The sequence below is a fragment of the Pantoea sp. X-Soil-TKNS-1279 genome (genome assembly GCF_059730565.1).
In genome coordinates this window covers 903,836-916,346 of sequence record NZ_AP035948.1, presented here as the reverse complement: position 1 = coordinate 916,346, position 12,511 = coordinate 903,836, and the positions used below count along the sequence as shown (strand labels likewise).

General features: G+C 55.6%; 11 protein-coding genes. 4 read left to right on the top strand and 7 right to left on the bottom strand.

Annotated elements, in window-relative coordinates; genetic code table 11:
• Positions 1-27: 27 nt before the first annotated feature.
• The 4 genes from AC6I8N_RS04100 to dgt form a co-directional block, all read right to left on the bottom strand.
• Complete coding sequence (locus AC6I8N_RS04100) at positions 28-1,284, bottom strand: alginate lyase family protein (RefSeq protein WP_497830105.1); 1,257 nt, start codon at positions 1,282-1,284, stop codon at positions 28-30.
• Entirely contained in the window at positions 1,281-2,441 is a 1,161-nt protein-coding gene (locus tag AC6I8N_RS04095; protein ID WP_208724836.1) for a CdaR family transcriptional regulator, read from the bottom strand. Before AC6I8N_RS04095 ends, AC6I8N_RS04100 begins: the two co-directional genes overlap by 4 nt.
• 247 nt (positions 2,442-2,688) lie before the next feature.
• Complete coding sequence (degP, locus tag AC6I8N_RS04090) at positions 2,689-4,128, bottom strand: serine endoprotease DegP (RefSeq protein WP_036626616.1); 1,440 nt, start codon at positions 4,126-4,128, stop codon at positions 2,689-2,691.
• 137 nt (positions 4,129-4,265) lie between these two features.
• A complete protein-coding gene (dgt, locus tag AC6I8N_RS04085) occupies positions 4,266-5,759 on the bottom strand; it encodes a dGTPase (RefSeq protein WP_021184674.1) in 1,494 nt (497 codons plus the stop codon).
• A 99-nt stretch (positions 5,760-5,858) separates the two neighbouring features.
• On the opposite strand from dgt, the gene mtnN reads away from it, so the two are divergent.
• The 3 genes from mtnN (at position 5,859) to AC6I8N_RS04070 (ending at position 7,708) form a co-directional block, all read left to right on the top strand.
• Positions 5,859-6,557, top strand: a complete 699-nt coding sequence (mtnN, locus tag AC6I8N_RS04080) for a 5'-methylthioadenosine/S-adenosylhomocysteine nucleosidase (RefSeq protein ID WP_021184675.1) — start codon at positions 5,859-5,861, stop codon at positions 6,555-6,557.
• Positions 6,550-7,362 carry a vitamin B12 ABC transporter substrate-binding protein BtuF gene (gene btuF, locus AC6I8N_RS04075; RefSeq protein WP_497830104.1) on the top strand — a complete coding sequence of 271 codons (813 nt, stop codon included), beginning with the start codon at positions 6,550-6,552 and terminating at the stop codon, positions 7,360-7,362. Before mtnN ends, btuF begins: the two co-directional genes overlap by 8 nt.
• A gap of 106 nt (positions 7,363-7,468) precedes the next feature.
• Positions 7,469-7,708, top strand: coding sequence for a hypothetical protein (locus AC6I8N_RS04070; protein ID WP_208724832.1), 240 nt, complete (start codon positions 7,469-7,471; stop codon positions 7,706-7,708).
• Positions 7,709-7,736: 28 nt separating this feature from the next.
• On the opposite strand, the gene erpA is transcribed toward AC6I8N_RS04070, so the two are convergent.
• Positions 7,737-8,084 carry an iron-sulfur cluster insertion protein ErpA gene (gene erpA, locus AC6I8N_RS04065; protein WP_013507930.1) on the bottom strand — a complete coding sequence of 116 codons (348 nt, stop codon included), beginning with the start codon at positions 8,082-8,084 and terminating at the stop codon, positions 7,737-7,739.
• Positions 8,085-8,305: 221 nt separating this feature from the next.
• On the opposite strand from erpA, the gene hemL reads away from it, so the two are divergent.
• Positions 8,306-9,586 carry a glutamate-1-semialdehyde 2,1-aminomutase gene (gene hemL, locus AC6I8N_RS04060; protein ID WP_497830103.1) on the top strand — a complete coding sequence of 427 codons (1,281 nt, stop codon included), beginning with the start codon at positions 8,306-8,308 and terminating at the stop codon, positions 9,584-9,586.
• A 65-nt stretch (positions 9,587-9,651) separates the two neighbouring features.
• On the opposite strand, the gene fhuB is transcribed toward hemL, so the two are convergent.
• A complete protein-coding gene (gene fhuB / locus AC6I8N_RS04055; RefSeq protein ID WP_497830102.1) occupies positions 9,652-11,628 on the bottom strand; it encodes a Fe(3+)-hydroxamate ABC transporter permease FhuB in 1,977 nt (658 codons plus the stop codon).
• Complete coding sequence (fhuD, locus tag AC6I8N_RS04050; protein WP_497830101.1) at positions 11,628-12,506, bottom strand: Fe(3+)-hydroxamate ABC transporter substrate-binding protein FhuD; 879 nt, start codon at positions 12,504-12,506, stop codon at positions 11,628-11,630. Before fhuD ends, fhuB begins: the two co-directional genes overlap by 1 nt.
• Between the last annotated feature and the right edge of the window lie 5 nt (positions 12,507-12,511).

The window sequence follows — 12,511 nt, the reverse complement described above, 5'->3', positions numbered from 1 at the left end:
TTTCGCCTCGCGCTTTTCTCAGGCCAGCTATTGCTGGCCTTTTTTCTGCCCATAAGGCAACGAAATCAACCAGGTATCACGCTGCGCCTGCTCTACAGCCCCGCGCGCTGAACCGCTAAAGGCGGTCCAGTCAGTGCGGGCGATGGCGGATTCCCAGCGCGTTTGGTGCAGGCTGTTATCCGCCAACGACAACAAAGGAATGATCCTCTGGCTGACACGATCGCGGTTTTTCCACGGCCAGGGTTTAACCGGATCGCTGTAAGGGGCGAGCGCCGCCAACGCGGCGAGTAACGATCCGCCCTGTGCGTTCTGATAATGCCAGAGATCACCGTTGCCACTTTTTTGTGCCAGCTGCGCGAGGGCGGTCAGCGCCTGCAAATTAAAATAGCTGTAATGAAAAGATCGGGTGCGCGCCAGTTCATAGGGTTGGCTGCCATCGGCCCGGATCTGTTGATCAATTTTACCACGCGCCAGAGTCACCATCGCCCGCACCGCAGCATCATCCCCAAGATACCAGGCGATGCCCGCCAGTTGGGTACAGTACCAGCTACCGTGATTATTGGACGCTGCCGCTTCCTGTTGTGCGAGCGGGCTATGCTGTAACCAATGCAGATAGTCGCGAAACCAGCGTTCTACCCCCTGCTGATCGGCCGCTTGCCAACCTGGAGAGGTTCTCAGTAACTGCAAGGCATCCACTACTCGGGTCGCAAAATAGCGCCCGTCGAGCACCCCGGTATGACGTCCATCCGCTATCCCAGGGACACCCTGCGCAAAGTTAAGGTTGGGATTCATTCGACTGGCAGGATCGATAAACCAGTGGCGCACCAGCGACTGTGCTTTATCGGCATAACGCTGCTCACCAGAGAAGTACCAGGCAAGCGTCAGTGCCTGCACATCAGCGCTAAAGCGTGCCAACCGGACACCATCGCTCTGATCATTTTTGCTGGCCGGATTCACCACACCGTCGCGTCGCAGCCACGGCAGGCCAGCGGGTTGCGACGCGTCTGGCCACCAATAGGCGCTCAGACTGAGATAGTCATGCTTCGAACCACCCGGCGGTAACAGCCCTTTATCGATGACGCTGGGATCAGGATGCTTCAACGCCTGTTGCGCTTCCCGCTGTAATTGTTGCCACGCCGCCAGCGTTGTCGACGCAGCCCGGTGCTGCGCCAGTTGTTGCTTAACCTGCTGTAAATCACTCAGCGAGAGAAAAGCCAGCTCAGTCGCCTGGCTAAAACCGCTACATAGCCATAGCGCGAACGCCAGTATCCCAGCCCGTTTCATCCGCCCTGCTCATCAAGTTGCAATGCCACGTACAATAACAGGCGATCGTCAAAGTTGCCGAGATTCAACCCAGTAAGTTCCGAGATACGATTCAGACGATATTCCAGCGTATTACGATGGATAAACAGTGCACGCGCCGTAGCGCTGGGTTGTACGTTATGGCTGAACCAGGCGATTAAGGTACGCCGCAGCAAACCATTGCTATCCATATTTTTCAGTTTCGCCAGCGGTCGAGCCAGCTCATTGGCCTGCCAGCCACCGCGTAAGCTATCTAGCAGTACCGGCAACACCAAATCCTGATAGAAATAGCTGCGTTGTTCCGGCATACGCTGTTTACCGACCATCATGGTGGTACGGGCGGTACGATAGGAACGTGCGATGCTGCCGGGACCGGTAAAATAGTTCCCCAGCGCAATACGCATGCGCAGATGCCCGCTCTCTTTCATACGTTGTAATAACTGCTCAACCCGACGCCGATGATCGTCCTGATCATAGCGACCGTGCGCATTCAATGCCGGTTTCAATACCACCATTTCGGTGAGCGAGACAATGGCAATCAGGTTATCGCGCTCGGGGGTGGTCAGCAGCGTTTGCAGTTGCTGCAATTCCGACATGGCGCTATCGACACCAAGTTGCCCGCTGTCCACCTCGACCACCGCAACCACACGCGGTTGATTAAGATCGATACCCAGCCGTTGCGCCCATTCGCTCAACGCCGGTGACAGGGTTTCGCTGCGTACCAGGTTGAGAACCAACTCCTCGCGCAGGCGGCTATCCTGGGCCAGCATATGCAGCAGCCGTGCCTGTTCCAGCATCATCTCTGCCGTCATGCAAACCAGTTCACCGTAATGCCGTAACGCTACGGGTTGCCCGGTCAGACCGATCACACCTACGATTTCACCATCAATACGCAGCGGCAAGTTAATCCCCGGGCGTACACCATGCAGATGCTTAGCCACCGCTTCATCGATGTCTACAACCCTACCCTGCGACAGTACCAGCAGCGCACCTTCGTGCAATTCGCCAATACGCTCGCGGTCGCCACTGCCAATGATGCGGCCACGGGCATCCATCACGTTGACATTGCTGTCAATAATTTTCATGGTGCGGGCAACAATGTCCTGAGCCAGTCGCGCATCAAGATGATAGGTGGCCATTAATCACTCCAGATAAAAGGAACTGCCGACAGAATACGCGCCCGCTTAACGGCTGGCATTGTGCAACTGCACATAGCCGGATAGAGATTGCGGGAATTGCGGGGGAGGTCACATCTGTGATGCTTGTGGCGGCACGATTTATCGTGCGAATTTTGGCACCAGGAGCAAACCGCGCGTTAAATCGCGTCGTTACGTTTTCTGCATAAAAAAGGCGGACCGAAGTCCGCCTTTGCTTAGCTACAAGAGATTACTGCATCAGCAGGTACAGGCTGTTGTCGCCGCGCTGGACATTCAACGCCAGTACCGAAGGTTTGGTGTCGAGGATCTTGCGCAGTTCGCCCAGATTCGCCACCGACTGCTGGTTCACACCGAGAATCACATCGCCTTTTTTCAGGCCGATGCGCGCCGCGGCACTGCCCGGTTTCACGCTATCAACTCGCACGCCTTTCTGGCCGTTGCTGTCGACATTACTCAGATCTGCACCTTCAATGCCGGTATAGATCGTAGCGGACTGTACTTTATCCTGAGTGCTCTGCTGCAACTCCACAGTGACGCTTACTGGTTTGCCGTCACGCAGCAGACCGAGTTGCAGCTTGGTGCCAACCGGCAGTGAACCGACTTCAGCACGCAGTGCTGAGAAGCTGGTCAGCGGTTTGCCATTCATCGACACCACCACATCACCAGCTTTAATGCCCGCTTTCGCGGCAGCGGAATTCGGCAGAACCTGGCTTACAAAGGCACCACGCTGCGCATCGACTTTCATCGCTTTCGCCAGCTCGGAGTTCAGCTCGGTACCCATTATCCCCAGCTCACCGCGTTTCACCTGGCCATACTCGACCATCTGCGCACTGAGGTTTTTCACCATATTACTCGGGATGGCAAAACCAATACCGATGTTACCGCCGTCCGGAGCCAGGATCGCGGTGTTGATACCAATCAGTTCACCGTTAAGGTTCACCAACGCACCACCCGAGTTACCACGGTTGATCGCAGCATCGGTCTGGATAAAGTTTTCATAGTTCTCAACGTTCAGGCCGCTGCGACCCAGTGCTGAAACGATACCCGAAGTAACGGTTTCGCCCAGACCATAGGGGTTACCGATCGCTACGGTGTAATCGCCCACGCGCAGGTTATCTGAATCGGCAATCTTAATCGCCGTCAGGTTTTTCGCATCTTTCAGCTGGATCAGCGCAATATCCGACTGCGGATCTTTACCAATGACTTTCGCATCATAACGGCGGCCATCACTCAACTGCACCTGGATTTTTGTCGCATTTTCAACCACATGGTTGTTAGTCACCACGTAGCCTTTATCAGCATTGATCACCACGCCTGAACCCAACGCGCGGAATTTCTCCTGCTGAGTGTTATCACCGCCGCCGCTGTTATCACCGCCACCCCCCTGGCACATCGGTGAGCTTTGGAACGGCGAACCGTCCTGGCAGAACGGTGAGTTATCACCAAAGAACTGCTGGAATTGCTGTGACATACGTGGGGTCTTCACCGTGGTGCTCCCTTCCACGCTGATACTCACCACGGAAGGCATCACTTTTTCCAGCATCGGTGCCAGGCTGGGCAGCTGTTGGCTGGAGGAAGAAGCTGTCTCCGCCGCGAAAACACTGACAGGGCTTAACGCCATGCCAAGACTAAGTGCCAGTGCACTTAACATTAATGTGCTTTTTTTCATTCATCTGTGTCTCATATAAGATTTACGTCCGGACCATTGCTGTGGTCGTGATGATGAGATTAAATTGTAAGCGCGAAGTTCCTGATAAAGTTTTTGGTAAAAGTAAAAAATTATTCTTCGTCTTTACAAAACTTCTCTTATTCTACCGCCATCAAACGGCGGTACTCATCCCAGGCATAAAGGTCCGTCATTCCGCTGATATAGTCCTGAATCAGGCGTGAACGATAATAGCGTTCCCACAGCAGGCGTTCATATTTATGCGCCACAATTAAGGTTCGCATTTTTTGCTGATAAGCTTTGCGATGTTTCCCGGATAGTTTATGAAACAGACGGGTCTCAATCGGATGTTTGGCTAAGAAATCATCATTCATCAGGGTGGTAAACTGCTCATAATCGAGCAACATTAATGACTGATAAATTTCCAGTAACCCTTTAATGACACGATAGCCTTGCAATTCCAGTTGTTCGACTTCGGGATGATTAAACACCTGCTGGCGCGCAACTGTTTTAAATAACATCAACAGACGCCCTTCCTCTCCATCATCCTCCAGCAGAGCATGATTAAAATTCCCTGTAAAAATAGCCGGTAAGTTATCGATAAAGCGCCGTACAGCATGACTGACTAACACGTTTTGCACGTTAACACGTAGCGCCATAAAAAACTGGTCGCCTTTGGTGCGCCATTTCTTCTGGCAGGCTTCTTTCCACGCTTCACCAATGGTGCGGCTGAATGCATCACCAGGTTTTACCGGCCCCCAGGCTTTGAGCAAATAATCGTACAGCGTGTCGACATTAAAGATGTCTTTTTCTACCGCATCATCGAGATCGGCAATGCAATAAGAAATATCGTCAGCGGCTTCCATTATCCAGGTAAGCGGATAGCGATGATGTTCAGGAATATCGGTAGCCGCACGAAGATCGGCGACATATTCCCTTTCGGATAAATAAAAACCCGGCTTTTTCATTAATACGCTGAACTCAGCCGGTTTATCGCCTTGCCACCAGGCGGGGGCGGTATATTTTAAAATACAGGCCACCTGAGCATAACTGAGGTTCAGTTGTAGCAAGGTATGGACCATGCGAATCGCCTGCGCATTGCCTTCGAAGTGGCACAAATCCTGACGAATCATTGCATTTAACCGGTCAAAATCGGCCCGCTGCACCTCGTTTTCTACCCCAGCCACCAGCGGATCCACCAATTCAGCCGGTAAATTATCATCAAACCAGTCATTGATAGCGGCCTCACCGAAGTGACCAAAGGGCGGATTGCCAACATCATGCAGCAGACAGGCCATCTCAATCAGGCTTTCAAAGGCACCCTCCAGCTCATCAAGACCATATTTCGCCAGCCCTCCCCCCTGGGTTTTCAGGGTTTGCAGCACTTCTTTCGCGATATAACGTCCGGTTTGTTGCACTTCGAGAGAATGGGTCAGACGCGAACGCACCGCGGCATTCCGCTCCAGCGGAAAGACCTGGGTTTTTTGTTGCAGACGACGAATCGCGGCCGAATTAATGATACGCCCACGATCGCTTTCAAAATGGCGGGTAATAAAGTATTCCCCTTCGGGATCTTTACGGCTGGTATAGGGGCGGGTGAAGCTGATCTTCTTCCTGAAATTGATCGTCGCCATAATTACCCCTTATTTTTTCGTGAATTCTTCCTCTGACAGCCATGATAGACTATGCCTCACTTTTGCGGTTTACATCCACAACATTAGCGAGACTCTTTTATGAAAGCAGGCATTATTGGCGCGATGGAGCAGGAAGTTACCCTGCTGCGTGACAAAATTGAAAACCGTCAGACGCTGACGCTGGCCGGGTGCGAAATTTACACTGGCACGCTGAATGGCGTTGAGGTTGCCCTGCTGAAATCGGGCATTGGTAAAACCGCAGCAGCACTGGGTACAACGTTACTGCTGGAACTGTGCAAGCCGGATGTCGTCATCAACACCGGTTCTGCTGGCGGTCTGGCACCAACGCTGAAAGTCGGCGATATCGTAGTATCCGACGAAGTGCGTTACCACGATGCAGATGTCACCGCATTCGGTTACGAACCGGGCCAGATGGCCGGTTGCCCGGCGGCGTTCATTGCCGATGATAAACTGATTGCCGCCGCTGAGCAGGTGATCAAGCAACTGGATCTCAACGCAGTGCGTGGCCTGGTGGTAAGCGGTGATGCCTTTATTAACGGTGCCGAGCCGCTGGCGCGCATTCGCCACACCTTCCCACAGGCGATTGCCGTCGAAATGGAAGCCACTGCGATTGGTCATGTATGCCATCAATTCAAGGTGCCTTTTGTGGTGGTGCGCGCCATCTCTGATGTCGCCGACCAGGAATCGCATCTCAGCTTCGATGAGTTCCTCAGCGTTGCAGCGAAGCAATCCTCTCTGATGGTGGAAAACCTGCTGGCACAACTGGCTCGTGGTTAAATCGATCTGGCTTGTCGGGCTGCTGCTGTTTTGCAGCAGCCTGCTTGCCGCAACCCCACGCGTTATCACCTTAGCACCGCACCTGACCGAGCTGGCGTTCGCCGCTGGTATCACGCCAGTGGCGGTCAGCGCCTGGTCAGATTTTCCCGCCAGTGCCGCATCGCTGGAGCAAGTGGCAAACTGGCAAGGCATCAGGATCGAGCGGATTGTCCAGCTTAAACCGGATGTGGTGCTGGCGTGGCGCGGTGGCAATCCTCAGCGCCAGGTCGAACAACTGCAACGGCTGGGCATTAAGGTGGAGTGGATCGATCCGCAGACCCTTGATCAGATGATCGATGCATTGGCGGATCTGCGACGCTGGAGCCCGCATCCACAACAGGCAGAAGATGCGGCTCAGGCGTTACGCGCGCAGGAAATGCAGCTGCGCCAGCAATATCAGCAGCAACAGCCGGTCCGCATTTTTTTGCAGTTTGGACAACAACCGTTGTTTACCGCCTCACGCAATACACTGCAAAATGCAGTGATTGAACTGTGTGGCGGCCGCAATATCTTTGCCGATAGCACGGTGAGCTGGCCGCAGGTCAGCCGCGAACAGGTGCTGGCACGGCACCCACAGGCGATAGTGATCGGCGGCAAAACCGCACAGGCCGCCAGTATCGCGCAGTTCTGGCAACCGCAGTTGGCGGTTCCGGTGATTGCCATTAATGATGACTGGCTGAGTCGACCTGGACCACGCCTGTTGCTGGCAGCTCAGCAGCTCTGTGCGGCGCTTCATCCGGCGAAAAACAGCACCAAAATTGATTAAAGAATCAGCAAAAATTGTCGTTAATCAAGTAACAAGGCACGGCAGCCACGTATGCTCTGTGCCCTTTTTGCGCAAAGCGCAATTTTGACTACACCAGGAATTCAACATGACCAGAGCTTTGCTACTGGCCATAGGGCTTGTGATTGCTGCACCGATTGGTGCGGCCTCCACCACCGGCTCTATTGCCGTTTCGCTGACGATTTTCTCTCGCTGTGATATCTCACGTCCCAATACGCAATCCCTACCCGCGATTGATTGCGGTCGCCAGGTTAGCGCCCAACCACGGGTGATGCACAGCGCATTGGAGCACAACGAAGGGTCACAGTTAGTGACGGTAGAGTGGTAACCGGCCGCCAGAACGGCGGCCAGTGCAATCAGATACTGAAAGAAGAACCACAGCCGCAGGTGGTTTTGGCGTTCGGGTTGGTCACGATGAAACGTGAGCCTTCCAGCCCTTCGGTGTAATCAACCGACCCACCCACCAGATATTGCAGGCTCATCGGATCCACCACCAGCGCCACGCCCTGTTTTTCAATGGTCATGTCGCCGTCGTTCATTTGATCGTCGAAAGTAAAACCGTACTGGAAGCCGCTACAGCCACCACCGGTGATGTAAACACGCAATTTCAGCTCCGGATTTTCTTCATCCGCGATCAGATTCTTCACTTTTTTCGCTGCTGCATCGGTGAATTGCAAAGGCAGTGCTGCTACATCGTCACTCATCTTTTACTCCGGGTAAACGTCCAGGTCAGAAAACGACCTCAATCACGCTATTATCTGCCAGCCGCACAGTGCAATCAAGTGTTGCCCTTCGCACTGCGTGCCGCCTGTTATGCCCTAAAGTATAGCGATGATACGCCTTTAGCGCGCGGCTGCCTTTCACCTCATGCCTATCTTCCCGTAGAATGGCGCGAGTTTTTTTAAGACACAGCAGGAGCCGTAGAATGAGTAAGTCAGAAAACCTGTTTGCCGAAGCGCAACGCCTGATCCCTGGCGGTGTGAACTCCCCGGTACGCGCATTTACCGGTGTAGGCGGTGTGCCGCTGTTCATTGAACACGCTGATGGCGCTTATCTGTACGATGCCGACGGCAAAGCCTATATCGATTATGTCGGATCCTGGGGTCCGATGGTACTCGGCCATAACAACGCCACCATCCGCAACGCGGTGATTGAAGCCGCCTCTCGTGGCCTGAGCTTCGGTGCACCGACCGAGATGGAAGTCAAAATGGCGCAGCTGGTCTGCGAACTGGTGCCGAGCATGGACATGGTGCGCATGGTCAACTCCGGCACTGAAGCCACCATGAGCGCCATTCGTCTGGCGCGTGGTTTTACCCATCGCGACAAAATCATCAAATTTGAAGGCTGCTACCACGGCCATGCTGACTGCCTGCTGGTCAAAGCCGGTTCCGGTGCATTGACCCTCGGTCAGCCGAACTCGCCAGGTGTTCCGGCAGATTTCGCCAAACATACCCTGACCTGTAACTATAACGATCTGGCCTCAGTGCGCAGCGCGTTTGAACAGTATCCGACAGATATCGCCTGCATCATCGTCGAGCCGGTAGCGGGTAATATGAACTGCATTCCGCCGCAACCGGACTTCCTGCCGGGCCTGCGCGCATTGTGTGATGAGTTTGGCGCGCTGCTGATTATCGATGAGGTGATGACCGGTTTCCGTGTGGCCCTGGGTGGCGCGCAAGCGTACTACGAGGTGACGCCGGATCTGACCTGCCTGGGTAAAATCATCGGTGGCGGTATGCCAGTGGGCGCATTTGGTGGGCGCCGTGATGTCATGGAAGCGCTGGCACCGACTGGTCCGGTCTACCAGGCAGGAACCTTGTCCGGTAACCCAATTGCGATGGCTGCCGGTTTTGCCTGCCTGACGCAGATTGCCCAGCCCGGCACCCATCAAACCCTGACTGAGCTGACCACGCAACTGGCGGAAGGCTTGCTGGCAGCAGCGCAAGCAGAAAACATCCCGCTGGTAATCAACCACGTTGGTGGCATGTTTGGCCTGTTCTTCACCGATGCCGACAGCGTGACCTGCTATCAGGACGTGACCAGGTGCGATGTCGAACGCTTCAAGCGTTTCTTCCATCTGATGTTGCAGGAAGGCATCTATCTGGCCCCTTCCGCCTTCGAGGCGGGCTTTATGTCACTGGCGCACAGCCAGGAAGATATTCAGCGCACCATCGATGCCGCACGCCGCTGCTTCGCGCAGCTGTAATGCATCAGGGCACCGCAAGGTGCCCTGATTTGCTCTGTCGAAAACCCGCGCGATAAATCGCGCCGCTACGCCCGCCTCAGCAGCCAGATAAAGTATGGCGCGCCAAAGAAAGTGGCCATCAGGCCCGCCGGGATTTGATCCGGGAAGGCCAGCATACGGCCACACCAGTCAGCAAACACCATCAACACCGCGCCGAGCAAACCGGCCATCAACACCTGTGGTAAGGCACGACGGAAGCCCAGCATGCGCACGATATGCGGTGCCATCAACCCGACAAAACTTAACGGTCCAATGGTTAAGGTCGCGGTAGCGGTTAATGCGGCCGCCAGCAGCAACAGGGCGAGCCGCGAAGTGGTCAGCGCCATCCCTGCCGAACGCGCCGTCGCACTCCCCAGCGGCAGCAGCGTTAACCAGCGGCTCGCCAACGGGGCCAATGCCACCAGTACCACGGCACACACCGCGCTTTGTAATGCCTGATGCAGGGTGATGTTGTAGGTCGAACCAGAGATCCAACTGAGCAACCCACCCATACGCGGATCACCGCTCGCCATCAGCAGCATCAGCAAGGTCACAAAGGCACTATTGAGGGCCATGCCCGCCAGTAGCATGCGTTCCGGCGAAAAGCCGCCACGGCTGGCGACCAGCATAATGGTCAACAGCGTCAACGCTGCGCCCAACGCACCTGCCGGTAACAGCCAGGCCACCGCATTGCCGGGCACGAAAAACAGCATCACCACCACGCCACAGGCAGCACCAGAACTGATGCCTAACACTTCCGGGCTGGCCATCGGGTTACCGGTTAAACGCTGAATCAACGCCCCGGCCACGCCAAGCATCAGTCCGACCATTATGGCGGCCAACACGCGCGGTGCACGCCACGGCAGCAATTGATGCAGCATATCGCCGCTGACCCACGCCCAGCCGTGCGCATCACGGCCAAAGGCCACACCCACCAGGCCCAGCAGCGCTAGCACCACGACGCCGCACAGACACCAACGCAATACGGCCTGACGTTCGGCAGGCACTTTATCGCCCTGATTAAGGGGTGGCGACACCGAACCGGTACGCAGACGCGGCAACAGCCACAGTAGAATCGGCACGCCGATCAGTGCCGTTGCCGTACCGGTAGAGACTTCGCGCCAATGGTTGGTCAGCCACAACACGCATTGGTCCGCCAGCCACAGCAGCAGCGCACCGATCAGCGGGGACAGCAGCATCCGGCTGATTAAACGACGGCCACCGAGCATCTTCGCCAGCAGAGGGGCAAACAAACCAATAAAGCCGATGATACCGGCGACATTAACCAGTTGCGCGCTCAGCAAAATCGCCAGCGCCAGCGCCGCTATACGCGCCAGCGAGAGTGCCAGCCCGAGGTTTTTCGCGACACCATCATCCAGGCCCATCAGGGTCAGTGGACGCAGCAACGCCAGCGCCAGCACAAAGGCCAGCAGCAGACGCGGCCACAGTAACGCAACGTTGTGTCCATCCAGTTGGTTGAGCGCGCCCGTGCTCCACAGGAACATGTTCTGCAACTGGTCATGATTAAAGATGGCAAAGATTTGATTCACCGCACCAACGTACAGGCTGAGCACCAACCCGGCGAGAATCAAGGTCACTGGCGAAAGCCGTTTACCCCAGGCAACCCCGAAGACCAGAATGCCAACCACTACTGCACCGCCCATCGCAGCGAACTGCTGCGTCACGGCACCGCCAGGCAGTTGCCACAAGGTTGCGACCGTCAGGCCCAGTTGGGCGCCAGACGAAACCCCCAGCGTGGTAGGTTCTGCCAGGGGATTGCGCAGCACCTGCTGAAACAGCAAACCCGCCAGCCCCAATCCGGCCCCGACCAACAACGCCAGCGCCAGACGCGACAACAGGCTGTGATGAAACACCACCTGTTGGATATTGTTGACGTCCGGCGCAACAAACGCCTGCGCCCACTCCGCCATCGGCAAGGCCTGGCGAAAATTGATCAGGGTTAAGGTCAACGCCAGCAGGAACAACGCACTCAATAGCGCGACGGAAAACAGACGATTGCGCATCAGTGCGACTCCAGCGCGTGTTCCAGCACGCGGATAAATTTCAGTGCCGAGTAAGTGGCTCCGTAATACCAGACGGCAGGCACCCGCTGAAAATGCCCGGCACGAATAAACGGCAGCGCCTGCCATAATGCCGTGCGCATCACTTCCTGCATCTGCAACTCATTATCGTGGTCGAAGCAGATCACCGGCACATCCCCTACCGCCGCCAGACGCTCCAGCCCGATAACGGCGCTGCCCCAAAAATTGGTTTCTCCCTGCCAGGCGCTTTGCAAACCAAGATTGTCCATCACTTCCAGGAACAGGCTGCCTTTGCCGAAGGTAATGGCATGAAGGCTGTCCAGCAATGACATCAGCAGAATCGGCCGTCCCGCCCAGGGTTTTAGCCGCTCACGCGCTGCCGCCAGCACACTATCGACATACTGCAAATGTTGCACCGCCTGCGCTTCACGACCAATGCGCGCGCCCAATTCATGCAAAGATTTTCTGGCGGTACTTAACGGTTTGCCATCGCCGCTGTTCAGATCAAACCCCATAGTGGGCGCGATGCGTGACAAGGTTTCGGCAGAGGGACCATAGCCATTGGAATGCAGGATCAAAGAGGGATTAAGCTGGGTCATCAACTCCAGATTGGGTTCGGTGCGCAGACCAAGATCGATGGTGGAGGCAGGCAGTTCCGGCTCCCCCACCCACACCCGATAGTTAACCATGTCTGCCACGCCAAGCGGTGCTACGCCCAGCGCCATCAACAACTCCGTGGGTAACCACTCCAGCGCCAGAATGCGTTGGGTATCCGGCAACGCCGCGTGCAGCGGCGCGAGCTTCATCAGCGGCGACAACGCCAGCGCCGCCAGCAAACGACGGCGAGAAATATCCAGCATCACGG

Bases quoted from the DNA above. Each gene is read 5' to 3' on its own strand.
- hemL (WP_497830103.1), top strand. From the start codon at position 8,306: ATGAGTAAGTCAGAAAACCTGTTTGCCGAAGCGCAACGCCTGATCCCT.
- AC6I8N_RS04100 (WP_497830105.1), bottom strand. From the start codon at position 1,284: ATGAAACGGGCTGGGATACTGGCGTTCGCGCTATGGCTATGTAGCGGT.
- erpA (WP_013507930.1), bottom strand. From the start codon at position 8,084: ATGAGTGACGATGTAGCAGCACTGCCTTTGCAATTCACCGATGCAGCA.
- mtnN (WP_021184675.1), top strand. From the start codon at position 5,859: ATGAAAGCAGGCATTATTGGCGCGATGGAGCAGGAAGTTACCCTGCTG.
- fhuD (WP_497830101.1), bottom strand. From the start codon at position 12,506: ATGCTGGATATTTCTCGCCGTCGTTTGCTGGCGGCGCTGGCGTTGTCG.
- degP (WP_036626616.1), bottom strand. From the start codon at position 4,128: ATGAAAAAAAGCACATTAATGTTAAGTGCACTGGCACTTAGTCTTGGC.
- AC6I8N_RS04095 (WP_208724836.1), bottom strand. From the start codon at position 2,441: ATGGCCACCTATCATCTTGATGCGCGACTGGCTCAGGACATTGTTGCC.
- fhuB (WP_497830102.1), bottom strand. From the start codon at position 11,628: ATGCGCAATCGTCTGTTTTCCGTCGCGCTATTGAGTGCGTTGTTCCTG.
- dgt (WP_021184674.1), bottom strand. From the start codon at position 5,759: ATGGCGACGATCAATTTCAGGAAGAAGATCAGCTTCACCCGCCCCTAT.
- AC6I8N_RS04070 (WP_208724832.1), top strand. From the start codon at position 7,469: ATGACCAGAGCTTTGCTACTGGCCATAGGGCTTGTGATTGCTGCACCG.